The 22,688-nt window shown below is 41.2% G+C and carries 18 protein-coding genes; 8 read left to right on the top strand and 10 right to left on the bottom strand.

Features of this window, described 5'->3' with window-relative positions:
• Positions 1-103: 103 nt before the first annotated feature.
• The 3 genes from glpK to RMX98_RS09145 all read right to left on the bottom strand — a co-directional run bounded on the left by glpK (position 104) and on the right by RMX98_RS09145 (position 6,187).
• Positions 104-1,618: a glycerol kinase GlpK gene (gene glpK, locus RMX98_RS09155; protein ID WP_322681484.1), complete on the bottom strand. Its 1,515-nt coding sequence runs from the start codon at positions 1,616-1,618 to the stop codon at positions 104-106.
• Between the two features lie 516 nt (positions 1,619-2,134).
• Entirely contained in the window at positions 2,135-3,304 is a 1,170-nt protein-coding gene (locus tag RMX98_RS09150) for a PAS domain S-box protein (RefSeq protein WP_322681252.1), read from the bottom strand.
• Between the two features lie 1,899 nt (positions 3,305-5,203).
• Positions 5,204-6,187: a CHAD domain-containing protein gene (locus tag RMX98_RS09145; RefSeq protein ID WP_322681251.1), complete on the bottom strand. Its 984-nt coding sequence runs from the start codon at positions 6,185-6,187 to the stop codon at positions 5,204-5,206.
• A 288-nt stretch (positions 6,188-6,475) separates the two neighbouring features.
• Between RMX98_RS09145 and RMX98_RS09140 the strand changes: the two genes are divergently transcribed.
• Positions 6,476-7,543 carry a DUF3616 domain-containing protein gene (locus RMX98_RS09140; protein WP_322681250.1) on the top strand — a complete coding sequence of 356 codons (1,068 nt, stop codon included), beginning with the start codon at positions 6,476-6,478 and terminating at the stop codon, positions 7,541-7,543.
• A gap of 30 nt (positions 7,544-7,573) precedes the next feature.
• On the opposite strand, the gene RMX98_RS09135 is transcribed toward RMX98_RS09140, so the two are convergent.
• The gene (locus RMX98_RS09135; RefSeq protein WP_322681249.1) at positions 7,574-7,978 is read right to left on the bottom strand and encodes an NIL domain-containing protein; all 405 of its coding nucleotides are present in this window, start codon (positions 7,976-7,978) and stop codon (positions 7,574-7,576) included.
• 412 nt (positions 7,979-8,390) lie between these two features.
• On the opposite strand from RMX98_RS09135, the gene RMX98_RS09130 reads away from it, so the two are divergent.
• From RMX98_RS09130 to RMX98_RS09115, 4 genes are all read left to right on the top strand, one after another.
• Positions 8,391-11,465: a response regulator gene (locus tag RMX98_RS09130; RefSeq protein ID WP_322681248.1), complete on the top strand. Its 3,075-nt coding sequence runs from the start codon at positions 8,391-8,393 to the stop codon at positions 11,463-11,465.
• On the top strand, positions 11,437-11,823 hold the full coding sequence (locus RMX98_RS09125) for a response regulator (protein ID WP_322681247.1): 387 nt from the start codon (positions 11,437-11,439) through the stop codon (positions 11,821-11,823). Before RMX98_RS09130 ends, RMX98_RS09125 begins: the two co-directional genes overlap by 29 nt.
• Before the next feature lie 595 nt (positions 11,824-12,418).
• Entirely contained in the window at positions 12,419-13,117 is a 699-nt protein-coding gene (locus tag RMX98_RS09120; RefSeq protein WP_409880829.1) for a hypothetical protein, read from the top strand.
• 198 nt (positions 13,118-13,315) lie between these two features.
• Positions 13,316-13,897 (top strand): L,D-transpeptidase, encoded by a 582-nt coding sequence (locus tag RMX98_RS09115; protein WP_322681245.1) that lies wholly within the window; start codon positions 13,316-13,318, stop codon positions 13,895-13,897.
• 61 nt (positions 13,898-13,958) lie between these two features.
• Here RMX98_RS09115 and RMX98_RS09110 read toward each other — a convergent pair whose 3' ends face one another.
• From RMX98_RS09110 to RMX98_RS09095, 4 genes are all read right to left on the bottom strand, one after another.
• Positions 13,959-14,666: an actin-binding WH2 domain-containing protein gene (locus RMX98_RS09110; RefSeq protein ID WP_322681244.1), complete on the bottom strand. Its 708-nt coding sequence runs from the start codon at positions 14,664-14,666 to the stop codon at positions 13,959-13,961.
• A gap of 43 nt (positions 14,667-14,709) precedes the next feature.
• On the bottom strand, positions 14,710-15,414 hold the full coding sequence (locus RMX98_RS09105; protein ID WP_322681243.1) for an actin-binding WH2 domain-containing protein: 705 nt from the start codon (positions 15,412-15,414) through the stop codon (positions 14,710-14,712).
• Between the two features lie 23 nt (positions 15,415-15,437).
• Positions 15,438-16,985, bottom strand: a complete 1,548-nt coding sequence (locus tag RMX98_RS09100; RefSeq protein ID WP_322681242.1) for an FAD-dependent oxidoreductase — start codon at positions 16,983-16,985, stop codon at positions 15,438-15,440.
• Between the two features lie 258 nt (positions 16,986-17,243).
• The gene (locus RMX98_RS09095) at positions 17,244-19,310 is read right to left on the bottom strand and encodes a pentapeptide repeat-containing protein (protein ID WP_322681241.1); all 2,067 of its coding nucleotides are present in this window, start codon (positions 19,308-19,310) and stop codon (positions 17,244-17,246) included.
• 433 nt (positions 19,311-19,743) lie between these two features.
• On the opposite strand from RMX98_RS09095, the gene RMX98_RS09090 reads away from it, so the two are divergent.
• The 3 genes from RMX98_RS09090 to RMX98_RS09080 are packed head-to-tail and all read left to right on the top strand — an operon-like array spanning position 19,744 to position 20,504.
• Positions 19,744-20,067 carry a hypothetical protein gene (locus RMX98_RS09090; RefSeq protein ID WP_322676429.1) on the top strand — a complete coding sequence of 108 codons (324 nt, stop codon included), beginning with the start codon at positions 19,744-19,746 and terminating at the stop codon, positions 20,065-20,067.
• Entirely contained in the window at positions 20,064-20,273 is a 210-nt protein-coding gene (locus RMX98_RS09085; RefSeq protein WP_322676428.1) for a hypothetical protein, read from the top strand. Before RMX98_RS09090 ends, RMX98_RS09085 begins: the two co-directional genes overlap by 4 nt.
• Positions 20,274-20,327: 54 nt before the next feature.
• Positions 20,328-20,504 carry a hypothetical protein gene (locus RMX98_RS09080; protein WP_322676427.1) on the top strand — a complete coding sequence of 59 codons (177 nt, stop codon included), beginning with the start codon at positions 20,328-20,330 and terminating at the stop codon, positions 20,502-20,504.
• Positions 20,505-20,699: 195 nt separating this feature from the next.
• Here the strand turns inward: RMX98_RS09080 and RMX98_RS09075 are convergent, their stop codons facing one another.
• Both RMX98_RS09075 and RMX98_RS09070 read right to left on the bottom strand, forming a co-directional pair.
• The gene (locus tag RMX98_RS09075; RefSeq protein ID WP_196518916.1) at positions 20,700-20,927 is read right to left on the bottom strand and encodes an antitoxin; all 228 of its coding nucleotides are present in this window, start codon (positions 20,925-20,927) and stop codon (positions 20,700-20,702) included.
• Positions 20,928-21,219: 292 nt separating this feature from the next.
• Positions 21,220-22,389, bottom strand: coding sequence for a cysteine desulfurase family protein (locus tag RMX98_RS09070; RefSeq protein ID WP_322676464.1), 1,170 nt, complete (start codon positions 22,387-22,389; stop codon positions 21,220-21,222).
• Positions 22,390-22,688 lie beyond the last annotated feature (299 nt).

Below are 22,688 nucleotides of genomic sequence, written 5' to 3'. Positions count from 1 at the left end.
GATAAATCAAAACTCCATCAATTTGCTTGATTGTAATAGTATTTGTTTCTTCGCCTTCCCCGTTTCAGGATATAAATTTCGCTTCAACTCGTTTTTAGTTCGGCTACTCTTCCCAAGCCAGAGTACGTTTCACTGCCTTTTGCCAAGTGCCAAAGTTGGACAAGGGAAAATCACTCTTCGGCTCAAACACCCGCTCTATTTGCCGTTGTTCCACCAGTGCTTCATAGCTCTCCCAAAATCCTACAGCTAAACCTGCTGCAAATGCTGCACCCTGAACGGTCGTATCCCGCATTATCGGGCGTTCAACTGGAATACCTAACACATCAGCCTGAAACTGCATCAGAAAATTGTTCTCGCAAGCACCACCATCTACGGTTAATCGCCCAACTGGAGTACTGCTAGATGCATTTATCGCCTGCACCACCTCCAGAACTTGATAAGCGATCGCTTCCAACACAGCCCGAACTAGATGCTCTGGTTGTACACTGGCGGTAATGCCGAAAAAGGCTCCCCTGGCGCTCATATCCCAGTAGGGTGCGCCCAACCCACTAAATGCAGGCACAAAATAGACTCCGCCATTATCTTTTACCTGATTGGCCATTGCTTCAGTTTCAGCAGCAGTTTTAATCAGCTTCAGGCGATCGCGCAACCATTGAATACAAGCACCACTAGTAAACATACTGCCTTCTAAGGCATAGCCGACATCTAAAATATCCCCGGAATTTGCTTGTGTCCATGCCACCGTGGAAATGAGTTGATGGTGCGACCGCACAATTTCAGAGCCTGTGTGAGCAACCAAAAAACTACCAGTACCGTAAGTACATTTCATCAAACCGGGGCGATCGCAGCCGTGACCAAATAAAGCCGCTTGCTGATCTCCCAAGATGGCGGTAATGGGAATTTCCGCACCCAACAAAGTTGCATCGGTAACTCCAAATACTCCTAAACTCGGCTGAATCTGGGGCAAAATATGAGCCGGAATTTGAAACAGATCCAGTAAAATCTCATCCCATTCGCAGGTTTTGAGATTCATCAACATTGTCCGGCTGGCGTTGCTGTGGTCGGTAGCATGGACTTTCCTACCTGTGAGATTCCACAACACCCAGGTATCAATAGTACCTGCTAAGACATTGTTTAGGTCAACATCTGGAAAATTATCTAATAGCCATCTGAGTTTGGTAGCAGAAAAGTAGGCATCAATAATTAATCCGGTGCGATCGTAAATTTCTTCACCGTAGCCTTGCTCTTGTAACTGGTGACAAAGGGGAGCAGTGCGGCGATCTTGCCAGACGATCGCTCTGTGGAACGGTTTACCAGTGGTTTTGTCCCAAATCAAACAGGTTTCGCGCTGTACAGTTAATCCCAAGGCTGCGATCGTAGATGGAGCAATCTGGGCATTTTCAATTGCAGTTTGCATCACCCAACAGGTATCCTCCCAGATTTGTTGAGGGTCATGTTCTAACCATCCTGGCTGAGGATAATACTGAGTTAGTTCTTTATATGCCTGCCCAACAATCTTACCATCTGCGTTAAACACAAAGGCGCGGTTGCCTGTCGTACCTAAGTCCAATGCTAAAATGTAGCCCAAGGATGGAGTTTTTTTACCAAGTGTGTGCATAACCGCTTTGAATACTGCATAGACGTAGCCTGCCGTAGGCATCGCAATTTTAGCAATACGCCCTCAATCAGATATACATTATTTTGGATACATTTTGAATTCCCTATTTGTATAGCGTTGCGCTTACATTGCGTCCCTGTAGTATTTATGAGAGCGTTGGCATTAGCATAACCTCTCTTAGAGAAGCCTTGCCGTATCTAGGGATCAATAAGTAGCTAAACTTTTAAAGCATCCTCTAAGTAGATCGGCATCAAAAATGATTATATAAATGCTGTGCTGCGATCGAGGAAATTTTGCACGTAACTTCATACAAGTTTTAGTATGAAATTTATGTGAGAACGTACAAAGTGCCATTTGATTCAAGTCTGATTACGATACTAAAGTTTTATGCCTATTGCCTATTGCCTCTTACCTCTTACCTATTGCCTATTGCCTCTTACCTATTGCCTATTATATTTTTGCGGATATAGCAATTTTATTGATTGGCTAAAAATATAAACAATTACAGCAAAGTAATTAATCCAAATCTTTCAATATCATGTGTTTTGTTGAATCAAAACTTATTATGCCTTGTTCTTGTAATTTCCCCATCAACCGTGTAATTGTAACTCTGGTTGTACAGCAGGCGCTAGCCAAATCTTCGTGAGTAAAACGAACACTTAGGCGAGTTCCCTCTGGCACAGTTTCACCGACTTCTCGTTTCAAAAGTTTTAATAAATCGTGCAAGCGTTCTTGTACTCGTCGTCTTCCACAAATGACTAAAAAAGATTCTGTTTGCTGTAATCGGTGATTAATTTTTGGTAAAAGTGTATGACTCATATTTGGGGAAGCTGCTATTTCTGCTACGTAAATTGACACTAACTCAACATCAGAGAGAGCTGTTGCTTGGTAAATGTTTAGAGATGTCAAACTAGAGCCAAAAACCATTCCTGCCTTTGCCAATCCTATCAGCACTTCTTCGCCGGTTTCACAATAAGTACTGAGTTTGACAAAACCCTGACAAACATACCAAATTACTAATGGGTTGAGAGCAATAGTTTCTCCTTTAGAATATTTCTGTATGGGACGATCAATGAAAATATCGCTGTGATTTTTGACTATTGCTGATTCTAAGTTCTGGCGCTCAGTAGTATTACGCAGTATCCAGCGCAGAGAGATTTCCTTACCTTGGTGATTGTGGACAACTGCCACTGTTAAAGATGCATCAAAGAAGTCGCCATAACGTTGTTGAAAACGTACCAATAATTCTTTAACATTGTCTGATTGCGATAGCTGAATTAGTTCGCTGCGAAAGTGCTGACGTTCTTCTAAAGGGACGAAGTTAATTATTGGTTTGCCCACCAGAAATTGCTTTGAAACATTGAGCAATTTAGCTGCGGTATGGTTGGCTTCTTGAATGATTCCTTCTGTATTAGTTACTAAGTAACCGTCTGGCGCGAACTCAAATAAATCTTGGTAGTGTTGGCGTTCTGCTTCTAGCCAATTTCGTGTTTGGATTAATTCCTCATTTTGCTGAGACAGCTCCTCTGCTGCTAACTGTACTATTTTTGAGGTATTATAAAGTTCCTTAAAAGCTTGCGGCAGCATATCTGGAGGAATCCAAGGCAATACATTAGCTGTTTGGTATAAATCTGCTAAACGTTTATGCAATATTTCTGCGCGTTGAATAAATTTTTCTATGTTCACCTTAACTTCCCGCTAGTTCCTTGCAGAGGTTGAGCAAAAAAAATCTACTAGATAAATCCTTGGAAAAATTGCAACATTTACGATTTGGCTGAGTAATAAATTTAACTAGTTATAAACTGCAATTGTTATTCCGTTAAACTTGTAAAAGTACATTTATTTACGTTTTCAACAATTTATTTTCTACAGAATATAGGCTAGCTTTTTAAACTACAGATGTCACATTCGACTTAGATAGTCAAAGTAAATTAAATCTAGGAAATTAGGAAGTTTCATTTAAGAACTTTCGCTACTCATACCAACCAATTCTTTTTGAAGATGTGCCGATAAAACTTACGCAAAACTACACGCTGTAAGGTCAATTTATGCCAATTCATGTAGATGCAAAGTGGTTTCCTCCAGGGTATTACCCCTACGTGAATGAAGCACAACCTCACATAGAATAAGTATCAAATTATTGTTTATAAAAACTAATTTTACGGAACTATGCTAAGTATTACGTCTACCTTTGGTCAGAAAAGCTGTTAAACTCAGCTAAATACAAGTGCAAAATCTACTAGTCTAAGATTATACTAATTTGCAACTCAACTGATAAACCAGTCAAAATTATGACTAGTAGAGAAATTAGGTAAAATTTCACAAGTCGGAAAACCCTGACTCTTAAACTTAATTTCTCACTATTCTTATTGAATCGGCTTTGTCATTCTCTCAATGCATGATTTACTAATAACGATAATTGTTTTGATTATCACCTAGACTAACTGATAAGATTTTCCTAAACTTCCATCACAAGAATCAAGCAAATACTACCAAAGATATAGAAACTAAGTTAAGTTTGGTTGTGCTGATGAATACATTCTCTATTAATAGAATTTCACAACAAGATTCCTGACAACTCATCAGAGGATGTTTTAAAAGTATTTTTGCTAACATCAAAAGCTCGGAAACCTAACTCCTGAGCAAGTCTTCCCTTCCTGCATTTCCCTAATCCTCTCCTAAAAGAAGAGAAAAGTGGAAAAACTAGATATCTTACAAAAGTTAAATTGTTTTGTATAGGAAGTTACATATTAACTTAATAATTATCTGTCTCTCTCTTTAGTTAGAGGATAAATGAAGTAATAAGCTGGTGTAATTTAACAATGCGTAACAGCTAATCAACGCGCAATTTATAAGGAGTGATGGGTGAGGTGTCAATACGATAAAATCTCGTCACTCCTTTTTACTTACTTCAAGCTTTTCACTGGTGGCTTATCAGATTAATTCTGAAAGGTTAAAATCGAAAGCAAAGGTGGAGCGATCGCACGAAAAGTGTTATATAAATCACAAATAAGAACCCAAAACAGCCAAAAAGCAAGCTTTTAGGGGATTTTTTGCAAAATATTTTTTTATTATTTGGCAAATTGGCAACTCTGAGAAAATTAACTGTGTTATTTTCAGTGCTATACAAGGTGTATTTGCACTTTCAAGCTATTTAGACGGGCTGCAACCCGTCTTTATTTATCAAGAAGGGGAAGGGGGAAAGGTAAAAACCTCGCCCCTGGTGGGCGACCTAATCCATGCCTTTCCCCTTTTCCCTTTAACCTTTTACCCTCTTTTTTATTGGTAGCCCCAATCTCCTATTGACTAGGGAGCCATGCTAGGAAAACGCTGTTGCAATACGGTTCGGATAAGATTTTTAGTGTCTTTGCTATTCATGTAGAGTTTCTCCACACCCCCAAAATCATCGCTAATAAAAGCTAACCAAACCGTATTGAGCGCTGTTGGACTAATTTCAGGTTTGCGTTTCGCTGAAAATACCCGTGTTGTACAAATTCCTCAGAGCAGCGTTTAGGTTTTGTTCCTAGAGGCTCCTATTCAATTGCCTGTTCATTAGTCCAATCTTTACCTAACAAAGAGTAACTTTTAATTTATTACTCCTGAAAGCGGGTGCAGTATTGTTAAATGAAAACTATGTCTGGTTTCACTTTTCAGATACCGTTCTTGCAAAGGTTGCCATTGCTGCCACGACTGGTAGCGATTTTGAGTTAACAAAGTAGCCAGAGTAGGCAACTCAGTCTCAATTGCTGACTTTAAAACATCTGTAAGCCAGTCAGTTAAAACTGCACTATCTTGCATCGTACCCAAAATTTCTTGGATACTTTTCACTTCTGTAAGATAAGCTGCGTAAGATTCACCATATAAGTCAGTAAATAACTCCATCTGGTAGCGTATCCGTTTAGCTTCTTTTCGTAAACTGTGAAGAACTTCACCTTCTATCGTTAATTGTTTTTCGATTTTTTCTGGTTCCCAATTTTTCTGGATTTTAACTTCTGAGTCCACAAATTGGGTGCCCACTAGCCAACCCGGATGCAATAAGAAGTTACTCACTTCTGGTAATAGTAAGTCTGGTAGAACTTGTTGAATCGTAATAGATCCTAAAGGTTGATAACTGGGTTTATCTAACCACTTATCTAATGCATCTTTTAGAGATTTGTAAGATTCATCTTTTAACGTTTTCTGTACACTCGCTAGTACATCTTCACGTTGTTTAGCTAAAGCTTTAAAAACTGTTTGTAGAGATTCCTGCTCTTTGCAGGGTAAGTTTGGTTTATAATCGTTTTCCAAGCTTTCTTTGAGTACGTCTAAATCTCTCAGACTACCAAGACGACGGGCTATTTTACCAATATTTTTATCACTAACTGGTTTCGGTACATCCAGCGCTAGGTCAAACCGAGTTACTGCTGTCCGTAGGCGGCGCATTCCCACTCGCATTTGGTGCAGTGCTTCTGGATCTTCATCTTTTTTGACTGATTTTTCCCACTTCAAGGTTTTCTTAAAGTGTTTTTCAATCGCTTGGTAGGCGTAGTCACCTAGAGTTTTTACCGTGGGTTGTGTGGCTAATTTCATAATTGATCTGAATGACTACCTCATAGGTTATTGCATAATAACATTAGTTAAAAATATGTAGCGATTTTTGATATTTTTTTTATTATAAAAATTGTCAAGTACGCTTATAACTATTGATAGTTGCATGGTCTTTGATAGATACACAATATCTATCAAAGGTCGCAAGAGCAGATTCACTCTCATGATTTGATATAAACTATATTTTTTGAAAAATTTTTCAGCACACAGCACATTGAATACATAATAATAGCACAATTACCATTTTTGTAACTAGAAAGATGATTGAAAATGCCAGACTTACATTTTCTCAATCAAGTTTCCTTGATTTTTGTGGATAATTTTAAAGAACATAGAGAAGATTTATCATCGGTGCTGCTAACACATCAGAAGTATTTATGGTTAGGATCAGATGAAACCTCAACTATTGAGCGTCTATCTTTGGTTGATACTGATAAATTTACAGAGCATCAACAATTTAGAGTAGCAGAATTTATTAATTTACCTGCACCAGAAGAGGAAGAAATTGATATAGAAGGACTGGCTTACGCTGATAATTACTTATGGTTTGTTGGTTCTCACAGCTACAAACGCAAAAAACCCAAACCCGAAAATACAGATGCCAAAAACTTTAAAAGGCTAGCAAAAATTGAATCAGAACCTAACCGTTACGTCTTAGGACGGATTCCTCTAATAGACGGTGAGTTACTCTCGTCTTGCCCACACCCGCAAAAGCCAGATGTGCAATTGAATGCCGCTAAATTAGAGGTGACAAATCAGGGCAATTTGCTAATGACAGCTTTAGCAGATGATGCCCATTTAGGCTTATTTATTCAGGCAGCAATTCCCGGAAAGGATAATGGCTTTGATATTGAAGGAATAGGCATTTATCAAAACCGCGTCTTTCTGGGTTTGCGCGGGCCTGTATTGCGGGGTTGGGCTGTAGTGCTGGAAATAGAGTTAGAAGATTCTACTCCTGGGCTGATGAAACTAAAGCAAATTGGGGAATTACAAGAGTTATATAAAAAGCATTTTATCTGGTTGAATGGTTTAGGAATTCGGGATTTGTATATAGATGGCAAAGATTTATTGATTTTAGCCGGGCCAACGATGGATTTAGATGGCCCTGTGCAAGTTTATCGCTGGATAAATGGTGTGAATTCGCGAGAAAATGTCTTCAGCAATCCTGATTTCGTGCAAGATATTCCTTATGGCAATCGGGAAGAACACGCTGAAGGAATGACGCTGTTTGAGGATGTAACTGGCATACCTTCGCTATTGGTAGTTTATGACTCTCCAGCAAAAAGTAGGCTGGTGGGTGATGATGGTGTAATCGCGGATGTGTTTAAGTTAGGCTAACTTCAATTTTGGATTTTGGATTTTAGATTGTTAAATATTAGTAGAGATTGCTTGTACGGGACAGGTGGGGATACACTGTTCGCAGACGATACAGCGCGATCGCGTGAATGTCAATTTGTACGTCTCTGGGTGGAGAGTGAGGGCTTCGGTAGGACAAACCCCAGTACACAAGCCACAGTGGACACACACATCCTCATCGATCGCAATTTCGCCTAATGTAGAAGAAACGTTAACATGGCGCGATCGCATCCACTCGATGGCCGCATCTAATTGATCGATGTCTCCCGATAGTTCTACTACTAGTTTACCAATTTGATTTGGAGCAACTTGGGCACGGATTATATTAGCGGCGACGTTGAACTCTTTGGCCAGTACGTAAGTGACTGGCATTTGTACGGCGCGTCTTGGGAAGGTAAGCGTTACTCGTTTTTTCACAGGTTTAGCAGAGGGTTTTTTCTCTTGTAACGTATTGAGCGTTTTATTAGAGGAGGCAGGAGGAAATAAATCTGAGTCTCTCTGTAGTATAAGAATCTCTAAGTAAGGTAGTATAAAGTTAGCATCTATAAAATCTTTATTTCCACCATAGCATCTGCTCCTAAGCAAGCAGCTAGAAAAATCGAATTATAAATTAATCAATCTTGATATTTATTAATCAGGATAAACAGGAAATATAGACCTTTTGGGATATGTTTTAAAATTAAAAATTAATATATTTATTTTGTAATTACCAGTGCTTTTCAAGTAATTGAAATACACTACTGCCCGTCTCAGTCTTAATAGCTGAAAATTGCTATAAGCTTTTTGCTTGTTATCTGTTGTATCCATCTTAACTTGTAAAGCTTTTAACATGAAAATTTTAGTTGTAGAAGACGACGAGTTAAATGCATACAGACTCACCACAGTTTTGACTAACCAAAACTACGCAGTTGAAGTTGCTACTGATGGTGATGCTGCTTGGAATTTTATTCAAATTTATGATTATGATTTAATCCTCTTGGATGTAGTATTGCCCAAGCTAGATGGCATTAGTCTTTGTCGTCAAATCCGGTCTAGCGGTTTGCAAATGCCAATATTGTTATTAACAGGGCGCGATAGTAGTCATGATAAAGCGATCGGACTAGATGCAGGCGCAGATGACTATGTAGTTAAACCCTTTGACGAAGAGGAGTTAATTGCTCGTGTCAGAGCGCTGTTGCGTCGCAAAGGCGTAACTTCACAACCTGTCCTAGAGTATGGTGCATTGCGGCTAGACCCTAGTAGCTGTGAAGCGATCTATGCTGAAAATCTGCTGTCACTTACTCCAAAAGAGTATGCTCTGTTAGAACTATTCTTGCGAAATACTCGCCGCGTGTTTAGCTGCGGCATGATTTTAGAACATCTTTGGTGTTATGAAGACACTCCACAAGAAGAAGCTGTTCGCACCCATATCAAAGGATTACGACACAAACTCAAAGCTGTGGGAGCGCCTAGCGATTTGGTTGAAACAGTTTATGGTATCGGCTATCGGCTGAAACCACGGGAAGAGGGGGCAGGGAGCGGGGAGCATACTTCGACTGCGCTCAGTACAAGGGGGGCAGGGAGCAGGGAGCATACTTCGACTGCGCTTAGTACAAGGGGGGCAGGGAGTAGGGAACAGGGGGAATTAGATTGTATAAAATCCCCAGTTCCCAATCTCAAATCACAGCAGCAAACAGTAATGGCAGTTGCGGAAATTTGGCAACGATTTCAAGGACGGGTGGACGAGCAGGTGAGGAGAGTTGAGGAAGCGATCGCAACTTTAAACCAAAATAATTTAAATTCCGAATTGCTCTCTCTTGCAGCCAAAGAGGCGCATACCTTGGCGGGATCTTTAGGTACTTTTGGCTTACTTCTTGGCTCAAAATTGGCACGCAATATCGAACTGCTGCTGAGTTCTGGCCAAACCTTGAGTCAATCTGAGATTAATAACCTCGAAAGTTGGGTAAAGTTATTGCGTCAGCAAATTGACGGAAACGAAGCTGCGGCAATATCTGCATCACCAAACCCACAGGTATTAGAAACAGTCACACAACCTCTGCAAAATGACCTCCATACAGAAACTAAAATATTGGTGGTGGATGACGATCCGCAAATTCAGGCATTGTTGCAAACCTTACTAAGTCCTTGGGGATTAAAGGCGATCGCTCTTGAAGATCCGCGCCAGTTCTGGAACACCTTGGAAGCAGTTACGCCAGATATGCTAATTCTGGATGTGGAATTACCTTATATAAATGGTATAGAACTTTGCCAATTAGTACGCAACGATTCGCCCTGGAGTGAATTACCCATCCTATTCCTGACTGTGCATAGCGATGCCGAAACGGTAAATCAGGTGTTTAGCGTTGGCGCTGATGACTTTGTAAGCAAGCCGATTGTCGGGCCAGAACTAGTAACCCGGATCGTTAATCGCTTAGAACGGATGAAATTGCGGCAGCGCGTGGAGGAGGGCAGAGGGGGAAGAAGAGTAAGGGAGGCAGGGGAAGTAAGTTTTCCCTCATCTCTCAATTTACGAGCCATTGGCGAACTGGAATTGAGAGTAGCAGAACGTACTGCCGAGTTAATTAGGGTAAATCAACAGTTACAGTCACAACTCGATGAACGTCAACGGACACAGGAAGAATTACGGTTTTCTCAAGCCCGATTTGCACGGATTTTAGATATTGCTGATGATGCAATTATTTCCATCAACGGGTTTCAAAGCATTACCTTGTTTAATCAAGGAGCAGAGAAGATTTTTGGCTACTCTGCCCAGGAAGTGATTGGACAGGGGCTTGATTTACTCTTACCGCAACGCTTTTTCCAAATGCATCGTCAACACGTCGTTGACTTTGGCCAATCTCCCAACATTGCCCGTCGGATGGGAGAACGGCGTGAAATTTATGGTCGCCGCAAGGATGGGACTGAATTTCCGGCCGAGGCTTCCATCTCTAAAATAGATATGGGTGAAGAAATATTTTATACGGTTATTTTACGAGATATCACAGAGCGCAAGCAAATCGAACGGATGAAAGATGAATTTGTCTCTGTTGTTAGTCATGAACTCCGTACACCTTTAACTTCGATTCACGGCTCCCTGGGAATGCTAGCCAGTGGTTTGCTACCCTCAGACTCAGAGCAGGCAAAACGCCTGCTGCAAATTGCTACTGATAGCAGCGAACGCCTAGTACGTTTAATCAACGACATCCTAGACATTGAGCGGATCGAGTCGGGTAAGGCGAAGATGGAACCAGAAATCTGCAATATCGTTGATCTGATCACCCAAGCAGTAAATGTCATACAGCCTCTGGCCGACAAAGCAGAAGTGAAAGTATCCATTTCTGCTTTATCTGGTCAAGTCTTAGCAGATAGCGATCGCATTGTTCAAACCTTGACTAACCTACTGAGTAATGCCATTAAATTTTCGGCTGCTGGATCTACGGTTTGCTTGGGGGCGCAACAACAAAAAGATGAAGTTTTGTTGACAGTCAAAGATACTGGACGTGGTATCCCAGCAGACAAACTTGAGAGTATCTTTGAGCGTTTTCAACAAGTTGACTCTTCAGATTCACGCAACCATGATGGGACTGGTTTAGGTTTGGCAATTTGTAAGAGCATTATGCAACAGCATAGCGGACGCATCTGGGCTGAAAGTGTATTGGGTGAAGGTAGCACCTTTTATGTGACTCTGCCGTTGTTTGGGACTTTCCAAAATACTGATTTAGAAGACTCTTCCAGCATTCCCGTGATTCCTAGTAATTACGATGCACTCATAAATAGCCAATTAAGTCAAGATGCAGAATTTGTCACCAAAGGGCGTGTTACCACCGAAGAATTTGAACAACGGGTGATGAAGTTACTTCAGCGAATTCCCCTAAACCAACAAGAGGATAGCAGTGATGACAACAAAGCAAATTCTAGTGGTTGATAACGAGCAGTATATTCAAGAAGTTGCCAAGATTTGCTTGGAAACAGTCGCAGGCTGGAAAGTAGTGACAGCGAGTTCCGGTAAAGAGGGCATAATTAAAGCTGAGACTTACCAACCAGATGCAATTTTACTAGATGTGATGATGCCAGAGATGGATGGCATTACGACCTTTGAAAAATTACAAACCAATCCATTAACTAAAGCGATTCCGGTAATTTTGTTAACTGCCAAAATCCAGGCTTCCGATCGCCGTCGCTATACTCAGATGGGAATGATTAGTGCGATCGCAAAACCATTCAATCCTCTAGAATTAGCGGCTGAAGTCGCCGTAGCCCTGGGCTGGAGTCTAGAAAAGTAAGCTAAACAGCCCTTTTCTTATCTATTTGAACCACAATTATTTGTAGGGGTGCATAGCTAGCTGGTAATGGTTTTGCTCTTAGTAACAGCAAGCTGAATTTAATTATATCCATAAGCAATTGTGTTATTTTTTGATTTATGCTATAGCGCTTTTCAGGTGCATGAATTAGATATCAAAACCTCATCCCCAACCTCTCTCTTTACCAAAGAGAGAGGAGATAAAGCACAGCTTTATCGGGATGAGGTTAAGCTGTACCTCGCTAGATTAGGAAAGGCTATATGAACTTTAAAATATTATTTATTAGATGAAAAAATATATTAAGCGTCTATCTAAAGAAGTAGATTGTTGAAAAAATATTAAACAAATAGTGTCTAGAATATTACAAGTTAATTTAACATCAGACTAGACTTTAGGGAGAAGGACTAAGAAATTAATTCAGTTAACTTGTTAATTAAATAACAACATTACTGTCAAATACTTTTGATTTAGATCATTAGTTTTAGTTGAAAAATAGAAAAAACTTTTTCTAGATTTCAGCAAATTGCTTAGTGGGATAAGAAGCATTTAACTTTAAACTCAGGTTCAGGAGATACCAATGAACGTAAACCACAATAAAAATTTGCTCAAAATGCTTGCTAGCCTTGTAGGTGTTGCTAGTACTGGTGCTTTAATAAGTCTTCCGGTATATGCTATACCCCAATCCAACGCTAGAAATTTGGAAACTAGTCAAGCCCCGATAGGTAATAGATTGTACTCTCAAGCAGGGCAATCTACAGGTGATTCGACCAACGGAACGGAGCAGTCGCCAAATAATGCCAATAATGATCCTACTGATACGCAGCAGTATCCAAATAATGGCCCTAGTCGAAGAAATAATGGTACTACTGGAACGCAGCAGAATCTAAATAACGGTACTAATGGAAGTAATGGTACTACTGGAACGCAGCAGAATCTAAATAACGGCACTAATGGAAGTAATGGTACTACTGGAACACAGCAGTATCCAAGTAACGGCACTAGTGGGACAAGTAATGGTACTACTGGAACACAGCAGTATCCAAGTAACGGCACTAGTGGGACAAGTAATGGTACTACTGGAACGCAGCAGTATCCAAGTAACGGCACTAGTGGAACGCAGCAGTATCCAAATAATGGCACTAGTGGGACAAATAATGGTACTACTGGAACACAGCAGTATCCAAGTAACGGCACTACCGGAACGCAGAATAATACAGGTGGTAACAACACAACAGGTGGACAAAACACTGGTGGAGGTGTCAGAGCGCTATGGTAATTTACTAGTCCTACACGGACTAGCGAGTTTGTTAAGCTTGTAGATGATTTAAAATAGTGACTGTTATCAATAGTAAATGCAGTAGAAAAGAAGAGATCCGCTTTCAAATGATTCTATTTCTACTGCAACTCCTTTTGAAAATTCTATTTTTCTGAAGAAATTACTATTGATATTTAGTGGTTAAACTATTTGATGTCGATGGACAAAATTTTAAATTTGAAAATGTTCAAGCAATTAAATAAATTAGTTATTTTTATTATTTGTGCATCTGGATTAAATTTTAATCCAGCTATCTCCTTAGCTTCTGAGCTAAAAGTGACTCCTGATACTTCAAGTAAAAATTTAGTCTCTGAAGTAACTAATACTAATTTTAATAATTTAATTATTCAACCTCTTCACCTAGAGATCAGCGTTCGCAACCGTCGAGTTACCGTCTATCGAGGAAAAACCCGAATTAAAAGTTATCCTATAGCAGTAGGTCGTCAAGGCTGGGACAGTCCAATTGGTAATTTCCGAGTCCGTACAATGTTGGAAAACCCTACTTGGATAAATCCTTTTACAGGTAAGGCTATCCCAGGAGGAGACCCGGAAAACCCACTTGGCAAATACTGGATTGGATTTTGGACAAACGGTAAAAATTGGGTTGGTTTTCACGGTACGCCTAATCCTGATTCAGTTGGTAAGGCTGCGTCACACGGTTGTATTCGAATGTACAACAACGATGTGAAAGAATTATTCGATCAGGTAAGTCTGGGAACACCAGTTATTGTAGTGCGATAGCTGATATGGGAGCAGCATGAAAGCCTTTGTCGAGTGTAGCTAAACAGGTAGAAATCTTAGATTAACGCAAACCTAAAATTTCGGAAATCGCCGCGACAATATCCAAATAGAAGTTACCTTTCACTGCGCGAAACAATTCAAATTTAGAGTCAGGCGCACCAAAAAAGGGTCTGAGAAACCATCCTAACTGCATACCAACAAAGGCATAAAGCAATAACCAGGATCTTAAAATAGTAGTGCGGGTTTTTTTACCGACTTCATCTTGTTGAGAAAGTAATTGCATCCCTTCATACAGGAATTTCACGCCAAATACGCCTGTAATGCCAAAAATTAATACATTCAATAGTTTGAAAAATTGATAAGAATCGGGTGTAGTGATCAGAAAAAATAGCGTAACTGGTGCCAAGCTAAATAAAAGTACGCTAATCACTGATACAGATGTGAGTAATACAACGAAATGCTGTAAAATACTGCTCCGAGAACCAAATAAAACATTAAAAAAGAACAAAGTCGGGAAACAAATAATCAGTGTGATTAAATAGAATACCGGAAGTTTAATCGCACCAGATAATGCCTGTGCCCAACTATGGGATGCACCGATAATTGCTCCATAAAGAGCAAAGAATATGGAACTAGTTACGAATAGAGAACTGATTTTATTTTGTAACCTGACTCCCTGACGAATCTCTTCTAAAAATGACTGGCGATCGCGCAATAAATTAACCAAAACACCAAATTGTTGAATTCCGCGATTTTGTTTTTTCAGCATAATTTTATTAGCTTGTATATTTTGGGGAATTGCTAATGACTAATTAACGGAATCCAAAGAGATAGCTAAGAGATTTAATCACGCTTAAATAGAAATTACCTTCTCTTTCGCGGAATAGTTCAAAGGCAGAACCAGGTGTACCAAAAAACGGTCTGAGAGTCCATCCTAACTGACTGCCTACGAAAGCGTAAAGAAATAGCCAAAATTGTAAAATCTTTTGGCGTGTCTTGGTACTTTCATCATCTTGTTCTAAAACTAAACTGGTGGCTTGATATAAAGACGAAACACCAATAAATCCAGTGATGGCAAAGATAAAGACATTTAACAAAATCAAGAACTGGTAATTATTGGTAGTAATTAAGAAAAACAGTGTGATTGGAGCAAAGCTAAATAAAAGTACACTCGTGACTGAAACCGCAGTTAATACTAATGCTAAATGCTGTGCAAAAGTCCGCTTGGAACCAAAAATGATGTTAGCAAAGAACAACGTCGGGATACAAATCAAAAGTGTGATTAAATAAAGCGCTGGGAGTTTAATGGCGGAAGACAAAGCTTGCATCCAACTATGGTATGCACCAATGATTCCGCCATAAGCAGCGATAAATAAAGAACTGCAAACTAGCAGCGAAATGATTTTATTTGGTAATCTCGTACCTTGGCGAATTTCCTCTAGAAATCCTTGGCGATCGCGCAGGAATCCAATCAGCACTGCAAAATATTTGATTCCTGATGATTTCCGTTCTATCATGTTATCCTCACATCGATAAAATTCTAAGTTTCATCTGAGTAATCACCGCCAGAACCATACTTCCAAGCATCAACCAAACGATGCCAATAATATTGTTGTTCTTTTGGTTGATTCTTAATCCATGTTTCTAGCATTGGACTTAGCGAAAGCAAGGCAGTGTATACACCTAAATTACTGTAATGTAACATCCAATCTAACAAACTTGCCAAACCTACTTGCGGAATTATCTTGGCAACTAATATCGGATGATATAAACCAGTTTTTAACAGTGTTTGCGTTAGTGCCGAAAATTGCACTATATCTTGTAAAAATGGTTTTAACACTGGTGTACCCAACTGTTGCATTTCCTCAAATACTGCCGAGAGTAGTTGGTTAATTTGATCTGGGGCAATTTTCTGATTTACACCAACACTCATCGCCCTTTGAAACAACCAGGTAACAGTCAAACTTGGCTGATAGGGTTGCAGCAGTGCTAAAGCTTTTGCAGATAATTGTTCTATTTCTAGCGCTTCGTCAATGCCATAGGTTAAACGCTTCAGGTGACGCACCATTGCCCCAAAACCACCAAAACTCAAGGGAGATTGACTACCACTGCTATCTCCGGCTGGTAAAATGCGATTCCAAGGAGTTTTTAAGGGACTTTGGCGATAGGTGGGAAAGAAACCAAATAGCGCCCGTTGAAATTTCAGTTTGCTCAACTCTACTCCCTGATATTCTGGTAAAAGACGCAGATATTCCTCAAATAGAGCTTCTAAACTTAAACGTTGGGGTTCTGCATCCATATAAGTAAACAAGTAAGTGGTTCTGCCATCCCTGGCTGGAAACGCTTCCCAGAAGTACTGACATTGGTTTTGCAAAGATGTGAATGATAATAATAAATCGCCTGAGTTATTTTCCGCAAAACCTTGGGCGCAACTTCCTACCACCAAGCATAAAGCGTCTGGTTTTTTGCCTTGGCGTGCTTGTTGGGTGATGGGTGAAAAATGTCCCATCGCATCGATTAATAACCGAGTTTTGAATTGGTTATTCACCATCACGCCGTCTGGATGAACCACCGCTTCGGTAAAGGGTGTGTTTTCTAATAACCTTCCTCCAGCAGCGAGAAATCGAGTTTTCAAGGTAGCGAGTAGATAAACTGGATCTACGCCAATATTCAAAACATCCTCTACCCAAACTTCTGTACCGCCAGCAAAACTAACTCGCGCTGGGTTATATTGAGTGGCGATCGCACTTGCTAATTCTTCCTCAGTCAGCAAGTTTAATTCCACAAACACATCTAATTCTTTGCGAGAAATATTCCACTCTTGTTCCCTCCCCCGCAAAATTCCCCGTTCCAGCAACGCTATCCGCAGTCCCTTCACCGCCAAAGCGCAACCAATTAAAATGCCCAAAGTGCCACCGCAGATAAGCACATCGAAGTCTATATCGCCTAAAGGCTGTTGACTTTCTTTAACTAGCGTTGGTAGTGGTGCGGAGTTTTCGCGCACAGATGTTAAGATGCGATCGCCTTGGCGCAATCCTTTTAAAACATCGCCTGGTAATTGGGAAAGAATTTCTTCAGTTAAAGACATTTTGGAAAAATTCAACTCTACATTCCAAAACTACCTGAGAATGAAGAAAGTAGATGCGATCGTGGCCAGGTAAATCGCAATTGGAACAGGATTTACGCAAGAGAGATCCCCCCTAACCCCCCTTAAAAAGGGGGGAACCGAAATTAAAGTCCCCCTTTTTAAGGGGGATTTAGGGGGATCTAAAACGTTTTGCTACCGACCAAAAAACTTTTAAAACATCTTTTTAAGGATTTTTTATTTCAAAGACCTCGCGTTAAATTATCCCAAACCGAATAGTTTAGAAATCGCAGGCAATAATTTATTACCCGCTTCAACTAGCGAAGCAACAGCAGGTAAGCCTGTAAATATCCCTTTCAACATAGTGATTGCAGTTTTTGCCGTCTTCTGCTTGGTGGATTCTTGAGGACTTTTACCCGCTTCTGCCAAAGTGTTCACTTGTTCTAGCGCTTCGGCTTTGTCTTCTTCTGACAAATATGTGGATTGGACAATCGCATCTTGCAACTGCGACAATAATTCTTTGATTCCTGGTTTCTCGGCATCGGTTGCATCAGGTAACTCATTGAGGGCAATACTCACGTTACCGCTAATGGTTCCTAGATTAGCGATAGAATTATTGCCAGCGATACCGCTAACATTACTGCTACCTTGAATATTGATGCCACTGATATCAGACATATTTGTATCTCCTTGAGTATAAAATTTCGGCTGCTTGAGAGCAGTATCTACCATATTTTCTAAACTAATAATGCGCTGATCTTTTTCTACCAGCAATAATTGCTGACTCTGCGATAACGCTTTGAGTTGATTATAATCATCAAAATATTCTGCACTCAGTTGAGATTTATCGCTACCTGCGGCGGTTTTGGCTCTGAGCAAGATTTTATCATCGCCGCGTTTTTCCATTGCCACGATTTCTAACTCCGCTTCGGGATGTTTTTCGGCCAGGTTTTTGAAGGCAATGGCAATAGCGCGGGGGTCAACGCCTTGATTGTGGTAAAGGTCGAGGGTGTCAAAAATTGGTTTGATAAAGTCGGCAAAGTCTCCGTCTGCAAATACCTCTCGTTTATTATCAGGTTTGCGGAGCGGGTCGGGGTCTTCTTTGGTGGGTAAGCGCATAAAGATATATTCACACCTCACCCCATGCAATTTAGTTGTATTTGTAATGCCCCAATCTTCAATGTACGCGCCTGTGAGGGTTGCACCTGTTAAATCTGTGCCGTCTAGTTGCGTTTGCTTCAGTTTTGCTCTTGACAAATCGGCATCTTGCAAGTTGGCTTCACTGAGATCGGTACTAATAAAGCTGGCATCTGCTAAGTTTGCTGATTGTAAGTTGATACCCCGCAGGTTTTCACGGTTAAAGTTTTTATCCTGTCCCTGTCCAGTAATCAGCAGTTGACGTACTTGTGCATTCTCAAGGTAAGTTTTGCCAGGACGAACACGGTCAAGCATTTTGGCTTGATGCCAACGGCTACAGATAAGAATAGTGTTGCGCAAATCTGTACTTTTGAGTGTGGCTTGGGTGAAATCAGCATTGGTCAAATTAGCGCCACGAAAACTTGTACCTCCTGTAGCAGCAAAGGCGATCGCAATATTGCGAATTAAGGAGTGTTTTTGATCTCCTTTCATGGCTCGCCAGCTGATGTAGATACTAAATAACGTTCCGGCGAAGGCGACGGCCAAGGTGATGGCGAAGCCGACGGCAAAGGCGAAGGCGACGGTCAAGGATCCTAGTGCGACGGCAAAGACTAAGGCTCCGGCTCCGGCGACGGCAAAGACTAAGGCTCCGGCTCCGGCGACGGCGAAGGCGACGGCTCCGGTGACGGCGAAGGCGACGGCTCCGGTGACGGCGAAGGCGACGGCTCCGGCGACGGCTCCGGCGACGGCTCCGGCGACGGCGAGGGCAAAGGTTCTGGCTCCGACGGCGAAGGCGAAGGCTCCGGCGAAGGCGACGGCGAAGGCGACGGCTCCTAAACCAGCTATTATTCCTTGGCGAATCGTGATGACGAAAAAGACAATCAATGTGATTAGAGCAACCCTGCTCGCCATTTGGCTATCACTATATGAGCTAAATATACTCGACACCAAGTAACCATTGATAGCCCAGAGAAATCCTGACAGTCCCGACAATAAGAATGAGATAATAACTAAACCAATTGCCCAACGTCGTTGCAATCCAGCTTTGGCATGGCTGAAGTTTGCCCCTGTCAAATTAGCGTTGGCGAAGTTTGCCCCTCGGATGTCGGCATAGCTAAAGTTTGCACCCGCAAGGTCTTGTCCTTTGAAGTTGCGTCCTCGGAGATTTTCACCGGAGAAGTCTAAAGCCATGTTCCACTTTACAGAGGTAAGCAAATTTTACTACACGCTCACCCCTGTAAATTCAGGAATGGTTAGATATATTTGTTAGTTGAGCTTCAAACGTGCAACTTCGAGGATAAAAGCCGCAACTTCGAGCCTCAGAAGGTCAACGTCGAGCCTCAGAAGGTCAACTTCGAGCATCAAAGGCTCATTTTTTGCCCTTTTATATTAAAACGTGATGTGCAACTTAATATTTTGACAATGTGGATATAGGCACTGCACAACAACTTTGCATTACAGGAAATACTGATGGAACGTTCAAAATTAATTGCTATTCTTACAGGTGCGATTTCGGTCATTTTAGCGATCGCCAATTCTAGGGCGATGTCTGACGACTAGCTGCCCTTAACATATAAAGAAAGGAGTAAATCGACGGTAAAAAACATTAGCTATAGAAATAACTATGGAATCAAAGCAAGATGACGTTACTATTCTTCAGGAAACTGAGAAGCGTTTACGGCGACTGTCTCCAGAAAGGCTGCGGGTAGTGAGTGATTTTCTGGCCGATCTAGAAGAAAGAGAAGAAAATGAGGCGACAACGGAACTTTTGAATATCCCTGGTTTTGAGCAAGCTTTGCGTGAAGCTATGCAGGAAGCTGAGGCTGGGGAAGTGGTGTCATTTGACAGTATTCGTCGTCATGTATTAACTGGTACTGACTCGCAAAGCACAGAAGTTTTATCAAGAAGTAGATGCATCACTAGCCTAACGACTAAACCGTTGCTTTGATTAACCACGACGGCGTTGCTGAATTAAAGTATGAATTTGGATGTAGAGACGTAGCAGTGCTACGTCTCTACAAGGATTTTGGTATTATGCAAAATCCTACATCATACATGGAATCAGCAACGCCACTACGACAGAATGCTTATGAACATCCAAACATCAAGCGGCTCAAAGGTGAATGTATATCGTTAAGCGTGTGGTGTGTCTAAACTATTAATGTGGATATAGGCACTGCACAATAACTTGCATTACAGGAAATACTGATGGAACGCTCGAAAATAATTGCCATTCTTACAGGTGCGATTTCGGTGATTTTAGCGATCGCCTATCTCATCCTAGTTCAACTGCTGGACTATCGCGACATGAAACCCGCTCCCATCAGCCAATTTGACCAAGCACCTGCGATTATTTCTGATTGCAGCAATTCCAAATTCAGCTGATGTGGTGACGCTTAAAGATAGCCTTTAGTTATGTTCTCTCGGCATTGCAGCCCACACGCCAGATGACACCAGTCCACTCAAGTCGGGAGAACCGCCCACGCGGCTGGCTCCTCTACTTGGGGATCTTTCGTGGGGTGGAGGACTTACGGCAAATTAGTTAACTAAAGATAAATCCGGTGTCAGCCGGTATCGCATTTAAAAACTTTCTCTAGTGTCAATAACTGGCTGATCTCTAGAATTCATGAAGTCATCGGAGAAGTTGTCTAGACTATCAATGAGAGATTGCCAGGGGTTATCTTTGGCAATCAGGACAATGGCGTTACCAATTTTTTTGATATAAACTTCAGTACCAGTGAGTTGGAAATCTTCGGGCAAAATAACTATTTGGTGAGTGCCATCAGTGGTGAGTTTTGCAGTGTTCATGATGTTTTTATCCTTAAATTAGCTAGTATTTCATAACCTAGTCGTGCATGAAGTCATGCTTCTTTTCTCTTTCGATTTCTTCCCGTAACCCCTGAATAAGTTGTTATATGTATTGCTTATGTTGCAGAAAAGTTCCAAGAGGATTAATCTGCTCATATCCTTTTTTATGAAGGTAAGCATCGGCAATATTTTGAAACTTTTCACCGCTTTGTTCCTGTAGTTATTTTTGGATCTGATTAATTTTTGACATACAACTTTACACGGTTGAAATCTTAGTAGCGTTGCCAATAATTTAACGCTTAACTAAAGATAAATCCGGTATCAGCCTTTGCAAAACTTGCTTCAATACCATCACTGTCCAATCTATATCAGCTTCTGCCGTATCACGCCCCAATGTGATGCGAATTCCCCCCAAAGCGGCTTTTTCGGAATAACCCATTGCTAACAATATCGGGCTAGGGCTAAGTTTTCCACTATGACAAGCAGCACCAGCACTGATGCCGATACCTGCAAGGTTTAGCTGTCGTACCAAGGTTTTACCACTGAGTTTTTTGCCATCGGCGTTTTCTAAGCACATACTCACATGGTGAGGTAAACGATCGCAAGCATCCCCTGTAGGAATTAAACCAGGAATTTCAACTAATTGGGCAAAGGCGCGATCGCGTAACTTAATTAACCGTGGTGTTTCTATAGCTAATTCTTCGGCTGCTAATTCTGCTGCTACACCAAATCCGGCAATTATCGGTACTGCTTGTGTACCAGAACGTAATCCCATTTCTTGTCCACCACCGCCCAGTAAAGATATTAATTCCACACCAGGACGCACATATAGCGCCCCTGCACCTTGTGGCCCATATATTTTATGACTAGAAAGGCTAAGTAAGTCTACTGGTAGTTCTTGCACATTTATGGGTAAGCGTCCCGCAGCTTGCACCGCATCTGTGTGGAACAAAGCCCCATGCGATCGCACAATTTTACCCAGTTCTGCGATCGGTTGCACTGTCCCAATTTCACTTTGCCCGTAAATTATAGAAACTAAGGCTGTGTTATGTCGCAACGCCGCCTTTAAATCCAAGGGATTAACTCTACCTTTAACATCTACAGACAAGCGCGTAACTTCCCAACCCCACATTTCTAGAAACCGTGCTGTCTCAGAAATTGCAGAATGCTCAACGCTGGAGATAATTAGATGTTGAGGAACAGCATACAACCGAGCCACACCCATAATCGCCAAATTATCTGCCTCAGTGCCGCCAGAGGTAAAAACGATCGATTCAGGAGTGGCGGCGTTAATTAAACCAGCCACTTGGACTCTGGCTTCTTCTACAACTGTTGCAGCGCGTTGTCCCCACTCATGTAAGCTGGAAGGATTACCCCACTGTTGAGTGAGGACTGTTTGCATAACTGCGATCGCTTCCTTTCGAGTCGGAGTAGTGGCGCTGTAATCTAGATAAATTTGCATATAACCGATAATGGTGAGAACATCTGTTGCTAATAAGCTGTCGATCTTTTCAGAATATACAGTTTTAGTCGATAAATCCTGAAAAACATCTTTGTAATTCTGCCTCTGGGAGTGGATTTTTCTTTTTGCTTGGAAAGCTATTTCTCTACTTACAACAGATTTCAAGGAAAGTATTGTACACAAGCTTGCGTCTCAAAGCCAAGTATAAAAACTGTTTTACTTCTGTTAGCCCAGAGGGGCGTAGCCCATTCTGAATTCTGACTCCTAAATTCTGACTCCTGAATTCTGACTCCTGAATT

It is taken from the genome of Nostoc sp. DedQUE02 (assembly GCF_034531035.1).
In the GTDB taxonomy this organism is placed as follows: domain Bacteria; phylum Cyanobacteriota; class Cyanobacteriia; order Cyanobacteriales; family Nostocaceae; genus Nostoc.
The sequence above is the reverse complement of the archived record's forward strand: the minus strand, read 5'-3'. Positions and strand labels throughout refer to the sequence as shown.